Annotated in this window: 12 protein-coding genes; all 12 read right to left on the bottom strand. The window is 42.2% G+C overall.

What is annotated here, in order from left to right:
• Positions 1 to 5 precede the first annotated feature (5 nt).
• The 12 genes from AB5150_RS09395 to AB5150_RS09340 all read right to left on the bottom strand — a co-directional run bounded on the left by AB5150_RS09395 (position 6) and on the right by AB5150_RS09340 (position 17,451).
• Complete coding sequence (locus tag AB5150_RS09395) at positions 6 to 1,214, bottom strand: stage III sporulation protein AE (protein ID WP_133302879.1); 1,209 nt, start codon at positions 1,212 to 1,214, stop codon at positions 6 to 8.
• Entirely contained in the window at positions 1,204 to 1,593 is a 390-nt protein-coding gene (gene spoIIIAD, locus AB5150_RS09390) for a stage III sporulation protein AD (RefSeq protein WP_022216698.1), read from the bottom strand. The genes AB5150_RS09395 and spoIIIAD overlap by 11 nt, the downstream gene beginning before the upstream one ends.
• 25 nt (positions 1,594 to 1,618) lie before the next feature.
• Entirely contained in the window at positions 1,619 to 1,819 is a 201-nt protein-coding gene (gene spoIIIAC, locus AB5150_RS09385) for a stage III sporulation protein AC (protein WP_015533564.1), read from the bottom strand.
• Between the two features lie 17 nt (positions 1,820 to 1,836).
• The gene (locus AB5150_RS09380) at positions 1,837 to 2,355 is read right to left on the bottom strand and encodes a stage III sporulation protein AB (RefSeq protein WP_349818532.1); all 519 of its coding nucleotides are present in this window, start codon (positions 2,353 to 2,355) and stop codon (positions 1,837 to 1,839) included.
• 14 nt (positions 2,356 to 2,369) lie between these two features.
• Positions 2,370 to 3,302, bottom strand: coding sequence for a stage III sporulation protein AA (gene spoIIIAA / locus AB5150_RS09375; protein ID WP_349818531.1), 933 nt, complete (start codon positions 3,300 to 3,302; stop codon positions 2,370 to 2,372).
• A gap of 195 nt (positions 3,303 to 3,497) precedes the next feature.
• Positions 3,498 to 4,055, bottom strand: coding sequence for an elongation factor P (gene efp / locus AB5150_RS09370; RefSeq protein ID WP_055144922.1), 558 nt, complete (start codon positions 4,053 to 4,055; stop codon positions 3,498 to 3,500).
• A gap of 250 nt (positions 4,056 to 4,305) precedes the next feature.
• Positions 4,306 to 5,397 (bottom strand): Xaa-Pro peptidase family protein, encoded by a 1,092-nt coding sequence (locus AB5150_RS09365; protein WP_055272699.1) that lies wholly within the window; start codon positions 5,395 to 5,397, stop codon positions 4,306 to 4,308.
• Positions 5,397 to 6,794 (bottom strand): shikimate kinase, encoded by a 1,398-nt coding sequence (locus AB5150_RS09360; protein ID WP_349818530.1) that lies wholly within the window; start codon positions 6,792 to 6,794, stop codon positions 5,397 to 5,399. Before AB5150_RS09360 ends, AB5150_RS09365 begins: the two co-directional genes overlap by 1 nt.
• Positions 6,795 to 6,901: 107 nt before the next feature.
• Positions 6,902 to 13,195, bottom strand: coding sequence for a DUF5057 domain-containing protein (locus AB5150_RS09355; protein ID WP_349818529.1), 6,294 nt, complete (start codon positions 13,193 to 13,195; stop codon positions 6,902 to 6,904).
• A gap of 17 nt (positions 13,196 to 13,212) precedes the next feature.
• On the bottom strand, positions 13,213 to 14,085 hold the full coding sequence (locus AB5150_RS09350) for a prepilin-type N-terminal cleavage/methylation domain-containing protein (protein WP_119999088.1): 873 nt from the start codon (positions 14,083 to 14,085) through the stop codon (positions 13,213 to 13,215).
• Between the two features lie 12 nt (positions 14,086 to 14,097).
• The gene (locus AB5150_RS09345) at positions 14,098 to 14,622 is read right to left on the bottom strand and encodes a prepilin-type N-terminal cleavage/methylation domain-containing protein (RefSeq protein ID WP_119999087.1); all 525 of its coding nucleotides are present in this window, start codon (positions 14,620 to 14,622) and stop codon (positions 14,098 to 14,100) included.
• A 12-nt stretch (positions 14,623 to 14,634) separates the two neighbouring features.
• Positions 14,635 to 17,451 carry a hypothetical protein gene (locus AB5150_RS09340; RefSeq protein WP_368291735.1) on the bottom strand — a complete coding sequence of 939 codons (2,817 nt, stop codon included), beginning with the start codon at positions 17,449 to 17,451 and terminating at the stop codon, positions 14,635 to 14,637.
• Between the last annotated feature and the right edge of the window lies 1 nt (position 17,452).

Raw genomic sequence — 17,452 nt, 5'->3', positions numbered from 1 at the left:
CCGTTCTATGATATGTTCACCGACATCAGGGCTATGCTTATGATGAACATCATCACGCTTATTCCGCACGCCCTCAGCATAAGCTCCACTGTCTCCGCCATGATGCCTGCTGCCTCGGCATATCTTTTGTCTCCGACCGGCTGCACCACCGCGGCGATGAACCTTAATATGAACATGATGACGATTATCTTGATCATTGGCACTGCGGCCAGTATGACTATCATGATCGTACACGCCATCCCCATACAGTTTCTGATAAACTCTCCTGTGCTCACCATCACACTGATGACAGCGCTCACCGTGGACATCCCTGCACCTTTTCCCAATGTCCTGAGTATGCCATTTCTTGAAAGCCTGTCCATGGACGGTGCTATCATGCTCTTGACCACATTTATCCCGGTTACCACCGCAAACATTGTCCGCATTCCCCACACCGCCAGGCTCTTCATAAGCCCCGCCATCCGGGAGAAATAATCCTCGCTTCCAAGATTATTTATGAGTGCTATGAGCCCGCCGCATTTGATGAGGGGGAGTATGAACCTTATTATCACATTCTGGCAAATGTATATCACCAGGATTATGACCGACTGTGAATATCCGGCACTCTCCGGGCCGCTCACATATAACACAGACGAGGCGTACATTGGATAGAACGCTTTCATGAACTCCGTGACATCTCCTATGGTGTCCTGCACGATGGACTGCACTAGGACGAAATCCCCCAGCAGCAGCGATAACAGCACCATGTATGTAACCATGAAACCATGGGCGGATACATACTCGCCCATATTTCCCGCAAGCTGGGCAAATGTACTTCCGAGCACGATCACCGCTATGATCTGCAGCGCCAGCCCCCTGCTTGTCCTGACCTCGTATATGACACTGTCGGAAAACACTTTTAGTGCCATGTCTATGGTGGAATCCACGTCACCACTCTTTAGGGACTCGTATATGTCGTAGAAGGTCACGTCGGATTTGTCTTTTGTGATCTCATTGAGGCTTCCGATGACGGAGTCGTCCTCCAATATATCTGAGTTAATATCAGAGTCACTTTCCGTGGTATTTTCCTTTTCATTCTCAGCATAAAATTCTGGACAATATTTGATATCTGTATCATATGATTCAACTTTACTCTCATTACACACATTTGCCGCATCAGGCACTGACACCCCCATAAAGAGCATCAGCACCACCACTATCAAATTACCCCTCAACTATGGTCACCACCAGATCTATAACTCCCATGAGTATAGGCATACTGAGCAGAATAAGAGTTATCTTTCCCGCCATCTCCACCTGGGATGCCATGGCATTGCAGCCGGCATCTTTGCAGATATCTGATGAAAATCGGCATATATACGCTATACCTATCATTTTCAGGATCACGTCTATATATGAAATATTCACCGACACGTACGCAGTCAGCCTGTCTATGTACGAAGCTATAAGTCTGAACCTGCTCACAACAAAATACATGAGCATCACACACCCGGCTATGGACAACACGATCCCGTACCCGGAATCCAGTTCTTTTATCTTCACCGCTATCAGAACCACGATCACCGCAGCCAGAGAAACCGCCATGAGATTCATCATTTACCCCCACATCTACTCTCATTTATTGTCCTATATTTACAATATCCATGATCTCGTTGAACAGGTCACTTATGTACGGGATAACCCAGGAAAGCACAATGATGAGTCCCGCCAGATTGAGCAGATAGGCGTGCTCCTCCTTGCCTGAATGTTTTAGTATCTGGTTGAGCAGTGCCACCAGAATTCCCACTGCACCTATTTTTAGAAGTATCTGGATCGTCATCGTCTCTCCCTCTTAACCTACATGAGCAATATAACTATGAATACGCCTCCAAGCAGCCCAAGTGAATTGGCAAGCCTCTTTATCCCGGAACTTCTGGCGCGTTCCCGCTGGTATCTGTCCGTAATTATATCTTCCACAAGATTTATCCTTGAGAGCTGTGCCTCAACGTCCATATCTCCCATTATCTTTCCAAGCCTGTCCACATCCGCCAGCACCTCCAAGCTCAGGGCACTGTCCCGCCTCAGCATCGCCAGTGAGTCTGTCCACAATTCTGCAAATTGCCTGTCCCTGTTCTTCTCAGACATCTCCGCCAGACCGTTCACCCATTTACCAACATTTCCCTTGAGACGCTTTGCACTGTCGGCGAGTATCTCCGGGAGCTCCGATCCGGCATACATGATCTGCCCCTTGAACAATTGTATGAAGAGCAGCATTTCCTCCATCTCCTTCACCATGCGCCCATGCAACTGCCCTATGGCATGTCCCACCATAAATGAGGCATATACGATCAGACATCCCCCTATCGCCTTAACCATGTCCTGCCTCCCATCTAATCGTACCAGCACAGCCGGTTGCCCTGGCCGTCAAATATATCAGAGATCTGTCCCGCCTTGTCGCCTCCAAGCACGACATACCTCTCAAAAACCCTATTCTCCACAAGACGCCTTATCCCTGCCCTGTCTCTCACATCATCCATGGAATAGCCATGTGCAGTTGCAAGCAGACGGCATCCGCAGTTTATCACGCCGAAAATGGCATCGACATCCTGCTGCCCTCCTATCTCATCGACCGCTATGAGATCAGGCGCCATGGTTCGAACCAGCATCATCATTCCTGAAGCTTTTGGACAGCAGTCAAGAACATCAGTCCTCATGCCGACATCATTCTGCGGAACACCCTTGTAGCACGCCGCTATCTCCGATCTCTCATCAACCACACCAACTGTCATTCCTCCGTCTGACACTACTCTTATGATGTCCCTGAGCAGTGTGGTCTTGCCGTGACACGGAGCAGACACTATGAGCGTGTTCATCAGCTTGCCATCACCGTATATGTATGGCAGGACATCACCGCTGCATCCCTTGATCTCATGTGCCACCCTGATATTAAGAAATGATATGTGTCTGATGCATTTGATCCTTGTTCCATCGAGTATGATCTTGCCCGCAACTCCTACCCTGTGTCCACCGCACACGGTGATAAAGCCCTGACGTATCTCATCCTCATAGGCATACAGGGAATGATTGCAGATACATTCCAGAGTGTCGTTCACATCCCTGGCAGTCACTATGTACGCATCCTTCATATTACAGGTTCTTGATCCGCAGGAATCAACATATATCTCCGAGTCCTCGTATCTAAGTATAAAGGGACTATTCACCCTCAGACGTATCTCCCACAGTCTCCCATAATCAAGCCTCAGCTTCTCAACCATGCACCTGATCCTGATGGGAAGCAGATGCAATATATCTTCTCCACACATATGTATCGTCCTTCTTCTATATAACACTGTCTGTACAGCTACATAAAAAGTATATTCAGAGGGTGGAGAGGTTAGAACCTTGGGTTGCTTACAGCACAAAAAAGTCCCGGCGATTCAAATATCCTGAATCACCGGGACTCTTATTCTTCTTATATGTTATCGTAGGTAGTTATATCCTAATGCTGGTAACAATTATTATACTCTTGAAAGATACTCGCCAGTACGTGTATCGATCTTGATCGTGTCACCCTCGTTAACGAAGAGAGGTACTGATACCTGTGCGCCTGTCTCAACTGTACATGGCTTTGTTGCACCTGTAGCTGTATCACCCTTAACACCTGGCTCGCACTCTGTGATAACAAGCTCAACGAAGAGAGGTGGCTCTACAGCAAATACGTTGCCATTGTGTGAACAAATCTTACACATCTCGTTCTCCTTAACGAACTTAAGTGAATCACCTATAGCTGCTGAGCTGATAGGAATCTGATCATATGTCTCTGGATCCATGAAGTAATAAAGATCTCCGTCATTGTACAGATACTGCATGTCCTTTCTCTCGATGTGTGCCTTCTCACACTTCTCTGTTGGACGGAATGACTTCTCTACAACACCGCCACTCTTGATGTTCTTAAGCTTTGTTCTAACGAAAGCTGCACCCTTTCCTGGCTTAACGTGCTGGAACTCTATAATCTGATAAATATTTCCTTCGAATTCGATTGTAACGCCGTTTCTAAAATCGCCTGCTGAGATCATCTCTGCCATAACTATCTTATCCTCCTTAAAGATATAAACTTCTTGTCACATTTTATAATATATGAAATAAATTTTCAACTATTTTTTACCATACCATCAACCTTTATCAGGTAAGTCTACGTTTCTGCGCTTTCTACTGTCGTATATACACAGCAATACAAACGCACATACTCCCACGGCACTCACGATGGCTCCCGGTATAAGACCTGCGGTATAATACCTGAGTTCTATATCGTGATAGCCGCCACTACTAAATCTCTATCAACTTCTTCTCTGATCCTGTAAGATTCCTATAACCATCCTCCGTCACAGCAACCAGATCCTCAATCCTGACACCAAACTGTCCAGGAATATAGATTCCCGGTTCGACCGTTATGACCATGCCAGGTTTCAATATGTCATCACACTTAGGTGAAAATCTCGGATTCTCGTGTATAAACAATCCCACCGAATGTCCAAGTCCATGTCCAAAGCAATCTCCATATCCGGCATCGGCTATGATACGTCTAGCAACAGCATCAACATCGTTACATCTGACTCCTGGTTTTATCATGTTCATAGACTCCGTCTGAGCCTTGAGTACCGTATCATACACATATTTCATTGAATCAGATGCCTGCCCTATGGCTACGGTTCTGGTCATATCTGAACAATATCCCTCATATATACAGCCAAAATCCATAGTGAGAAAGTCACCCTTATTCAGAGTCTTATCCGTAGGAATAGCATGCGGCATAGATGAATTCATTCCAGATGCAGCTATGGTGTCAAAACTCAAGCCCTCCGCACCATTTTTCTTCATATGATACTCCAGTTCAAGCGCAACATCCTTCTCTGTAATGCCAGGTCTGAGATATTCCAGTATATGTGAAAATGCCTTGTCTCCTATTGACTCCGCTATATGGATATTCTCGATCTCCTCATCAGTTTTTATCTCTCTTAAGGAATCCAGCTTACCATCAAGGCTTATCCATTCCACACCGAATATTCCTGTCGAATATTCCGAATACTCTCTATAGCTGATGCTAAGATTCTCAAATCCAACTCTCAGATTCCCAGAATTTTTTCTCTGTCCATCAAGAATAGATGAAATACACGCAACATATCCTTTTCCAGCAATATCCGCACATTCATATCCTTCGCACTCGCGCTGGACCTGCTCCGTATATCTTGAATCCGTTATGACTGTCTTACCTGATCCTGCCAGAACTATAACGCCCTCGCCGCGGTACGATGCTATATATCTCATGTTGTACCTGTCAGTGATCAATATCGCATCAAGATTCATCTCATCTATTATCCTTCTGACCTTTTCATAAGCAATTGCTGTGTCCATAACCATCATCTCCCACCTTCTATATAAGAACTTATTTCCTGTACTATCTCATCTATTTCAATTCCTGTAACCGGAACTATAATATCAGCGGCAGCCTCATATACCGGTCCTCGCTGTTCCATAAGTTCTCTCACTCTCTGGTCAACATTTTCTCCCTGCAGAAGAGGTCTGGTCGTATCTCCCGCAAGTCGCCTTACTACCTCCTCAGGCTTAACATCCAGATATATGATCCTGCCCATTCGCCTGAGTTCATCCACATTCGCCTGTCTCATAGGAAGTCCACCTCCAGTGGATATAACCGTATGTGACAGCCGGCTGTTCAATTCCTTAAGAGTATCTGTCTCAAGCTGTCTGAAATACTCTTCCCCCTTGTCGGCAAATATCTGCTTTATGCTGCAACCAGCCTTGTCCTCTATATAAGAATCCACATCCAGCAGATCAAAGTTCAGCTTTCTCGCAAGAGCTTCCCCGACAGTTGTCTTACCACATCCCATAAATCCTATGAGGATCACATTTTCTCTGATTGACTGCAGCAACCTGTCGTACACAATATCAGCAACATCCTCTGATATAGATATATCATTCCAGAGCTCATATGCAATTATTCCCTGATAAAGGAGCATACGCAAACCATTGTACGCCAATGCTCCAGCCTGTCTGCAAAGCTTCATAAACTTTGTCTCAAACGGATTATATATGAGATCGATTCCCACACTGACTCTGTCGTAAAAATGTGGATCATCGATGACTACCGCCTCATTTTTCGGTGCCAGACCTATCGATGTGGACTGGAATACCACGAACTTATTATCTACATTTTCCTGCAGTAACTGTCCATAATCACCAAGTCTCATGGCAGTCATTGTCTCTCTGCAAAAATGACCATTCATGTCCTCTGCTATCGTCTGTGCCTTCTCGATCGTTCTGTTAAGGATATATACCTTATCCGCACCCTTATTCATGCACATATATGCCACAGCTCTCGCTGCACCGCCTGCGCCAAGTATGATAACCTTTTTACCGTCAAGTTCCACTCCGTAGGACTCCAGTTCTCTGGACAGCCCCATCATATCTGTGTTATATCCCTTATAACCGTTTGCAGTCCTGACAAGAGTGTTGATCGCACCTATTGCCGCTGCCCCCTCATCTATATCCACAAGTGAAGCCATTATCTCATTCTTGTGAGGTACAGTGGCGTTCATTCCCAATATATTCAGTTCAAACGCTCCCTTTACAGCATCCGCCAGCCCCTCCTTATGGGTGTGGAACGGCACATACACTTCATTGATTTCCAATATATCGCTGAGTGTGTTGTGTATAAGCGGTGACATGGTGTGCTGAACCGGATCACCAAGCAAACCTAATAATCTTGTCTTTCCATTTATCTCCATATGTATCTCCATCCTTCAGTCTCTTATTTTGAACAGAGTCAGTATAACACAAAAAGAAACCGGAGTATATAACCACCCCGGTTTCTATATTTATTGCTATTATTTATACTATATACGCATTATGCAAATACATTCTTCTTCTCGGCAATGAAATCTCCAAGTGCCGGAACGTCTATAGTATTGTCTGTCAGGTCGAACAATGGATCTGCGGCCTTAACCTTGATCATTGTATATACAGGAACTGTCTTGCCCTGGTAATATACCTCCACAACGATGTATGTGTAATTTCCACCATATGGTGCATAACACGAATCATCAGGTGTAAGGGCTGTACCATTGCCATTTCTCACAATATCCTTTATATCGCCTGCAATTGATGTTAACTTGGCTGTACCAATCTTATCGTATGACTTAATCATCTTATCAGTATTCTCTGTATAGCTTGGTCTGATTGAGTAATCGGAATCATCGTAATCCAGATCATAGTAAATGTTAACCTTTGTTACCTTTGTCTTCTCCGGAATTCCAATCTTATAATCAAACTCAGGATCATCTGTCTTTGAGTCAACCTCACTTACATATACAGTCTTTCCTGATGAAGCAAGTGCCTCTGCATCCTTTGGAAGCTCATCCTCTGCAGCCCATGTCTGCTTTGGATCGTAACACTTGATAGTTGGCATCTCTGGTACTGCTGATGCACTGTTTACAATAACGTTGATGAACAGCTTTCTCTCATCATTGTTTCTTGTACGTCTACCTGTAACTGATGAATGTCCGGCACCACAATATGTGATCGCACCACTGCCATAAGCTGTAGTGTAGATGAAGTAAGCCTCCATTGCATCTCCAGGATCCGCTGCATACTTTGATGAACGCATCTTACTGTTCGATGAGTTATTTGAACCTGCAAGAGTATACCATACTGTTATGTTGTCACTCTCAAGATCAAGTGCAAATGCCTGCTGATGTGTACCCGATATGTTCAGTGATGAACTTATGTTGTATGGATACAATGTTACAAGACCTGAGTTAAGCTGTGTAGCCTTAACTGTCTCAGCACAAGCTGACTGATCCTGGTTTGAAGCCTGTGACCAGGCTGTTGCTGCCTTATATGACTCCTGTGCATATACATATGGAAGTGTAGTTGTTGCACCAGCCATATTACCATTGTAGTAAAGTGCTGTCATTGCAAGTGCACTTACATATACCTTCTTATCTTTTCCAAGATATGGCTGCCAGTATGCGTTCTTCTCAACAAATACATCCATAATGTTAGAATTCATACTGTTCAGTAATCCTTCGCCTGCAGTAGGATTATTTGCATATGGTGTCAGGTAATACAAGCTGCTATCCGGTGATGTATATGTCACATCATCAACTGTTCCATCTGCTGTGTATGTAACTTCCAGTGTACTTGTATTAACAGAAGCCTTGCTGTAAGAAACACTCTTAACGTTATACTTACCAAGCTTAAGTGGATTGTCATACTTAACAACATTGTCTGTTATATCAACATGGAATCTGTTCATTCCTACTACTGATAAAAGTGACTTTGTAAGGTTAACTGCACCTGCATTTGCATATGGTGACATTGAATCATGGAAGAAGAATAAATCTCCTCCTGCTGATACATAGTCAAGTATGTACTGACATGTTTCCTTCTTGAAGTCAACCTTAAATCCACCAAATGAATCCGATGGTCCAAGAACAAGTATTGAGTACATGTTCTTCATAAAGCTCTTACCATATGAACGTCTGAGGTAAGTATTGTACTTATCCTTTGCCTCAAGTTCTGCGTTCTTTGCTGTCACATAATCTGAATAATACTTAGCAAAATCAGCTCCGAAATCATCTGACATCTTTCCTGCTTTGAAGTCACCCTCACAGTGATTCATTGTGTTGTACTTTGGCCAGAATATCAGATAATAATCGCCTGTATCCTGCATATACTGAAGGACTTTCTTTGTCTCTGCATTGCTTGTCCTGAAATTATTGATAAATGTACTGTAATTTGTAGTTCCTGTATATTTACCATCAATATAGTCTATTGCATTCTTGAGATAGTTATCAAGAATCTTCTTTGGCGTTGCAACCTTTGCTGACGCTGCTGAATATTCTGTAAGTGCAACAGCGGCAAGGCTCTCGTACTCTTCCTGACTATGTCCATCAACCTTCTCACCCTTGGCAAGCTTCTCAGCCTCTTCTACCATAGTATCAAGGCAATCATACTGAGCATCTACTCCATCTCCTGTCTTGAATGAAGCTCTATCACTTGAAGCAACCACAAGATCAAGATTTATGTCATAATCCTCTGAAAGCTCATCTGCAAGATTCGAATAATAATCATCCGCATCTGTGTTTGTATCAAACTCATATACGCCGAATCTGTTTTCATGTCTTCCAAGAACTGCATACTGAGTAGTTGAAGCGTTATCAAGCTCTGCCATGTTTGCAAATACATTGTACTTTGCAATCTTGTGAGCTGTCTGTGACTCAATATCAAAGTAAAGTGTATCAGTTGCTCCCCATGAGGTTGCCGTCTGTCCCTCTGCCATTGTCTGAACCTGAAGAACATTTATCTCACTCTTTGATACATTATTGTTTACTATCTTGCTGAGACCTGTAGAAGAAGCAACTATATTGCCATCCTCATCTGTTATCTCAAGATACCATGCTGCTGATCCAAAGAATTCTGAGTCAAGCGCTACTGTCAGTGATTTCTCCTGACCATTTGTGATCTTGTCCTCAAGACAATAATCACCGCCACCCTTCTCGAACTTTGTATTCTTATCAACATCTACAAACAACTTGTAGTTATATACTGACTTGTCACCATCAACCTGGAATGTAAACTGTAGTCTGTTGGACTTGATATAAGTCTGCTGTATTCCCTGCTGATATGTAACTGGTTTTGTAGTGATAGTAAGTCTTGTTCTATGTGCACTTCCTGTCACCAGTCTGTTAAGAGATGCTGAAGTTGCATCATCATAGACTACCTTGTAATTATAATATACAGTATCTGTTCCCGGACGCTTATACCATGACTGATCCTGTACGTCTGAGTCCATATAATCAGTTTCCTTGAACTTACCTCCAGCAAGTGACTGAACACGCTTTGTCCATAAACTGTTACCGTATATTCCATCCTTATCACTTATATACTGTGTTGCATCCTTATCGAATCCCCACAGAATATTTGATCCATTTGCTCCTGTATGTCTTGCATAGAGAGTATCTACCAACTGATACATTCTTGATGATGGATCGAGATAATAATTCTTTCTCTCAAGCTTTCCATCTTTATACCAATATCCCTGAAGGAGCTCAGCCTGTGAAAGCTTATCACCATTTGCATTTGTACCCTGCATATTCTCATATACGCTGGTAAGCTCATCACTTATGATCATCGGTCTGCCTGATGCCATGTATGTGAGAAGCTCCTGATACTTTGTGTTTGTCAGGTCGTTACCATTCTCTGCAAGATATGTTGTTGTGTAATACTTGTCACCAACCTTTGGTGATGCAAGCATATTTGTTGATCCTGATATAGGTGCTGTATCTGGGCTATATGTAGATGCATTCATCAACTGACTGAGTGTACCTGTGTGGTAATACATGATGAATGTTGGGAATATCTGATATGTGTAACCCGGCGTAGCATTACCGATATCATTCTGTCCTTTGTACATCTCCGCTGGATTTCTATCCATAGCACTTATATCGCCACCGATATATACCAGATCGTATGTCGCTGCTATATCTTCCTTCATACCAATGAGCTGCTCGGTCGAAACCTGAGTGAGCTGAATATCTCCAATGGATATTCCATCGATAGCATACGCTATCTTCGCCTTGGTAAGATCAAAATCATAATACTCTGTTCTGGCCGCAAGCTCCTGTTTAGACTTACCACTTACTACATCAGATGGAACTGTATAATAGTTTCCTGTTATTTTAGTTGTTCCATCACTTCTTGTTGTATAAGCTGTACTTACGGTATCCTGAAGTGCTGCCACCTCAAGATCAATCGGATAATCCGGCTGAATCTCAAGTACCTTGAACTTGTTATCAGAACCATCGCGATACACACTGGCATTGATAACATCAGCCACTGCCTTTGCCGATGGTGAATCAACTACCGGAATGGTTGGATCTGAATCATCGCCACTGCCATCTCCTGAGCCCTTTCCGTCACCGGCCTTAGAAGAAACTATAAAATACTGTCCACTCTCGACTGCACTGCACAGATCCTTGAATACCGCTGTGCCTATCTCCTTGTTATATGTACCCTTGTCAATAAATACAAAGTCATACTCTGAGAGATCAAGCTTATCATAAGTACCATTCATGAATACTGCCTGGGTTTCGAGATATTTGTCATGCAGACCAGTAACATACGAAACAACCTTTGCCGCATCTGAGAAATCCAGATTAGTATATACAAGATCACTCTTATACTCATAATTGAGATCTGCATTACCAACATTCTCCTGGAAATCCTGATATGTAACTACAACATTCTCATCTTCTGTTCCTGCTGCGTCTATTCTGTATGTGTATCCTGATACATTGTCCTCGTCAACTGTCTTAATATTGAAATCATACTGATAATCAGTATCACTTCCGTCAACAAGACCGGAATTATCAGCTACTCCAACCACAAGATCATCATAAGAGAACTGGTCATCACTGACATCTCCTCCAACTACAACCTTGTAGCTATATTCAGGGCTGAGTCTGTCAAAGCTGTATGTGTATACAGTCTCCATAACTGTGTTGCCATCAGCATCCTTTATCTCCTGACCATTCTCGTCAAGTTTCGGAACCTCTTTCATCTCAAGAGGAGCCTTCATAAGAATATCTACTGATGTTCCTGCCAGATTAAGCTGTGTTCCATTTTCTACTACAAGATATGCATACATATCTGCTGCTGGATCCACTGCATCACCTGCATCATCAGTACATCTCACTGTACCGGAAACTGACTTTGTCTTGACATCCTTATAGTATGATGTTGCAAAGTTGACATTCTTAAATGCCTTACCGCCATTGGTCATCGCCTCTACAAGATCGGCACTGTCAATGAGATAAACATCAGCACCACTTGGCACATATCTTGAAAGACCTGTACCACTGCTTGAAGTACCATTCGCATACATATGTCCTGTCAGATCGCTGTTTGGAGCCTTCTGTACAGATTCCCATGTATTTGTCTTCGCATTGAATGTGTAATCAGCAGAAGCCATGTCTCCACGTGTAGCACTGCTATTCTTCTCTGTGATTTCACTGAACATTGCACTGCCGGCTCCGTCCTCTGAAATCACAAGTATCTTGGCATTATCAAAGTTCCACGACTTTCTGTCTCCTGTAAGACCTGATCTTGAACCAGCCTTATCATATGTGGAATCCTTGATATTATCCGGTATGTTACCATCAAGGAAATCAAGTATTGATACACCCTCATACCACTTATAGTATGTTCCATAGTTAAGGTAATCGCTACCACCCTCGCTGGCTTTTCTCTCTGCCTGAAGAATAAAGTCAGAGATCGTCTTTGTTGTCTTGTTTATATCAGGAGTCGTCTTGTTATCATCTGCCTCCTGATAAAGTGTCTTAAAGAAATCCGGCTCTGTAACAAGGACATTATCATATCTTGCCACAGCACCCTTAGTGATCAGCTTGTATGCAAGTGCACCCATTCTGTAATCATCATTATTTCCTGTTATAAGCTCTGGCTCTGATGTACACAGAGTTCCTGTACACAATGCTATAGGATGTGAGTTTGCTGTAGCATACGCATCCAACCAGTTATACAGATCCTCGCTTATATCATTTGCTTTGCTGGCATAATCGCTGGCACCATTCGCCCAAATATATATGAAATCCGCCTGATTGAGGATTCCCTGGGCTGTTGTATCCATGCTGTTCAGCTCGCTGACTGTACAAGTTGTAAGAGTCACCGCACCGGCAGCCATGTTATCGCTTATCGTCTTATATCCATTGAACACTGCAAGTCTAAAATACTCACCTGCATACACATATCTCCAGAGATATGTTGTTGAATCGTATCCTGTCAGCTTCTTCGCATCACCTGAAAACTTGCTATCAGTGACGGTTTCCTTCAGCTTCTCATCCATATCTGCATTACCACTATATGAATCAGGTACTATCTGGACGATTCTGAATTTGTCCTCTCCTGTCTGTTTCTTGCCAGCATCGTTGGAGTTCTTGACTGCCAGATCGATATTGGACAATCCTGTCAGACTTGTAGATTTGCTTCCGCTGCCGTTCGCATCACTCAGGGAAGCCTGAGAATCGGAGTTAGCCAGTGTATAATTCACAAATATAGAGCTGACTACAAGTGCGAATATAATAGCTATAGATGATAAGACTATTTTTTTATTCTTAAACACTGTATTTTCCTCCTCTATTAATCCCACTCATGCTTCTTGAGCACGAATGAATTTCTGAGTCCAACTACACTTGTTACTTTATATTTTTCATTTGTTTTTTCATCCTCAAATCCAATTATCACAGCCAAACTGTTATCATCTGGATTTACCTGAAGCTGAAAGCTTGCCACATTATTCGCAAGAACCGTTCCCTTCTGAGAACTTGAATCCACATACTGAGTACATGATGAAAGTGTTGCCTGCGCTGCATTTACTTTTGTTGGATCACTGCTCTTGAGATCCTGCTTTGCTTTAGCAATGTCTTCATCACTCATCTCCTGTCTTGATATATACAGCTTCTTATCTGTCTTGCTGTATTTTATTGTACAAAATGCTGTTTTATCAAGCTCAGATGAATACTGTACCCAAAGGTAATCTGCATCTATAAATGTCTGCTCATCCTTTGATGCATCAACACCACCAAAAGTCTTTATATCAGCAATATCATAACATTTACTTTTCTTCTGTAACACTCCACTACCTGATACAATATTCTGAACAACTTCAGCAACTCCTCCCGCTGTACGGAGAGTACTTCCTGTTCCATTTGTTTTAATATATGTATCATCGGGAACAATAAAGCTTCCTGTAACCTTAGTATATGATGTTCCTGTCTGCACATACGCTGACCCATCAATTTTTATATCACTAGCACCCATCACTATATCTGCTATAGCATCATATGTCTCCGTTGCCTGTGTCTGAATCTTCTGCCTTGACGACTGCTTTTTATGTGATGCTACAGTCGTACTTATAATTGACATAACAGCTACCATAAATATTCCAAGTATAGCCATGTACAGTATAAGCTCTATGAATGTGAAGCCTTTATTTCTATTTTTTAATATCATTCTTCACACCCCCTAATTCTTTCCATATGTGTGTCCACCTGTATACTGATTTAAAGAAACCCTTCCCACGGTGTTACTGCCACTATTGTATTTGCAAAAACGATACTCTCCATATCCTGCCAGCACCTGTCCATCAGATTTTCTTATAACAATAACCTGATCTGTAAGAGGGGTTGTCTCTGAATCTGCATCATAGTTTTCAGCATAATATATTGTAACTCTCTCCAGAACTTTATCTGCTGTTGTGGAATTAGCTGTAAATGTTGAAGGATTTCCATCGGTACATGTACCATAGAAAATGTCATAATTAGCACCATTCTGTACTATTCTGATTGCCTCTCCAGCTTTTTGTGTCTTTGTACGCATCTCAAGAGTCGATAACTCACTATCAAACTTCTGCATGGAAGCTGTTGCCTGAGAGGCCCTGATTGATGATATGGTTAACGCACCTGCACCTGACATAATTGCAATAATCGCAATTACTATAATCATCTCAACTAATGTATATCCACTATCTGATTTTAATTTGCTTTTCATCAACCACACCTCCTATTCCACGTTCTTCTTCCAGTTCTGGAATACAAGAATATCTTCATATGAGATGTCTGATATCGATGCCCCTGTTACCTCTGTGTTACCTTCGCTCTTGGATGATGTATAGTTCTTCAGCACCTTTGTTGTAAGCGTATTAAGCTTTTCGTCTGTGCTCTCTGAACACTGTTCAAGAAGATTTGCAACAAATGCAGCGTCTGCTGATATTGACATATTATGGTCAATTATAAGCTTTGATCCAGTGATTATCATACCTCTGAAGCTCTTAACATTCTCATCAAATCTTACATTACCACCGGCAATTATAATTCCCTGGAATGATCCATCACCATTGTTTGGCTGGAGCTTAACATCACCAGAATTGATAACTATGGTTTTAGCCTCATTATCTGTTGCATTTCCAATTGTATTCTCAATTGAAAGGTTCCTGCTAAATACATAAGCAAAATCAACATAGTGATTTAAAGGAGTGATACTGTAATCATATGAATATTCATCTTTATCCTTATTATATGTACTTGTATATCCACTTGCTGACTTGCTATAGCCTGCAATCTCCCACGCATTTACATCAGGCTTAGTTGCCTCATCCTTCTTGTTGAGAACTGACAGATGATCCTTCATATTTATATACATATATGAGAGGAAATTACTTGTAGTCTCTTCATCATTTGCAACTGAACTTCCTGAAAGCTCTGCAGCATCCGCCTTGAGGTCATTAAATACCTTTTTATTGTTGTCTGAACCCTTGTTACCAAGGATGTTAGTAAACACCTTGCCTGTTGAAACATTATCAAGCGCTGTAGCCACATCCATTGTGGTAGTTGTGGATGCTCTCAGGAACAGCGAATCATCGTTATTCTGATCTGTGACAGCACCGCTTGCATTTATCTTGCCCTCTGCCGGAAGAACCAGCTTAACCTGGAACTGCTCATATTTCTGTACATTATAGAGTTTACTGCTTATCTCATCGCCATAATCCTGGAGAAGCTTATAATATTTCTCAGCAAATTTCTCTGCATTGCTTACATTGGATGAATCCTTTCCATCCTCAATATACAGATAATAATAATCATGTCCTGAAACAGTCTGCTTAATAGCTGTTACGCCCTTTTCTCCTTCTGTAGCAAGATCCTTGAGGAAATCATCATACAGATCAAGTATGTTCGCATCTGCCTCAAATGTCTTTGGGAACTGAAGTGTAACTGTAGTGATTCCTGTGTCAGGGTCAACCTTCTCAGTGTTGTTCACTACAGACCACTGGGTAAGGAACATAAGCTGATTTGTCTTCACATCAAGAGACTGTCCTGTAGAATAATCCTTCAGTGTTGTGAATGCGTAATCTGCATTCTCATCAACTGTTATATTCTCATCGTCCTCAGGAACACTTGAAGCAGCAATCTTTGAGAATTCGATATATGACTTACCTGCTATATACAGTGAATTAAGATCCTGTAAGTCAAGTGTTGAATTCTTACCATTTACAATAATTGCACTATCACTAAAGTGTGATCTGAGCTTATATCCTGTTGCAAGATATCCTTTTTGTCTGAGATAATTCAGACTTCTTGTATCCTGTGCATTGTAGCTATATCCAAAATAACTTCCCTGAGTAAATTTCAAGCTTGCTTTCTCTGCATTAAGCTCTGTATCATCAAAGATATACGCATCTGCAGAAGCTTTCAGTGAGCCTCCGTCTTTTCCTCCAATGACGATATTATCTGCCCAAAGCTCTGATAAAGTCTGTGTACGACCTGACAGATTTATCTCAGCTCCGTTATATGCGGCAAGAGAACCTGAACACACAACCACATCTGAGTTGAGTGTAAGTGTGGAATTCTTACCATTTACAAATATTCCTGAGTATGCACTGCTTTCCTTTGTACCCCACATTGTGGTAGGCTTACTCTCATATTTGTTCGTAACCTTTGTCTCGGCTACATCATTATAATCCTTATTGTAATAATCGCTTGCTGCGTAGATGTTACCCTTAACCTGTGCGTCGGTTGTCCGGTTGTCGTTGTCCTCTCCTACCTCGACACCCATATCCGCAAGTATCGCATATTCATACAATGTATTGTTTGATACACTGCTTGTATCAAATGAAACATTGTACTCAGGCTCCGTGAGAACAATGTCCGTAGTGATAGACTGCTCATAGGTTCCTGCTGTTGATCCTTGCAGATTCACACTTCTCTTAACACACACATTCTTGAATGTGACAGACTGAACCTTGTCATTTTCGTAACCCGACTGCTTCTCCGTCTTAATTCCTCCATTATTCTTATAATACTGAGTTGTTGTCTTGTTATTAACATCAGTATATATAAGCTTCATGTTCGATGTATCAAGTCTGACACCATCCGGATTGTCCACCGCATCATACTCATTAGATATGAAAGACTGAAGTGTATCTGTCACGTTCTTAAGGCTCTTATAGTTTGTATCTGCAACAAAGCCTGTCATGAAAAGCTTTTTGAAAAGCTCATTTGCCGATTTATTGTCAAGGGTAGTATACGCCTGAGCCTTAGTATCATACACAACAACCAATTCAGCCGTAGTTGTGTACGCTGAATAAAGGTGCTCATTGGTCGCTGCGCCTACCCCCGCATACATCTCATCAAGTGCAGTTTCTACCTCATAAAAGTTATTCAGGGAATTCAGCTTATAAAACTTGAGCTTGTATGTCATCATAGCTCCCATAAGTATCGCTGAAGCAAGAATGCACATAAATGTGGTTGCGACTATTACAAGGACGAAACTTGAACCGTGATCATCGTTATGCCTAAGCTTTCGCTTTAATCTCTCAATCATC

Origin of the sequence: Coprococcus sp. RTP21281st1_F1_RTP21281_210402 (assembly GCF_040915325.1) — a bacterium.
Classification (GTDB): Bacteria; Bacillota; Clostridia; order Lachnospirales; family Lachnospiraceae; genus Coprococcus; species Coprococcus aceti.
The sequence above is the reverse complement of the archived record's forward strand: the minus strand, read 5'-3'. Positions and strand labels throughout refer to the sequence as shown.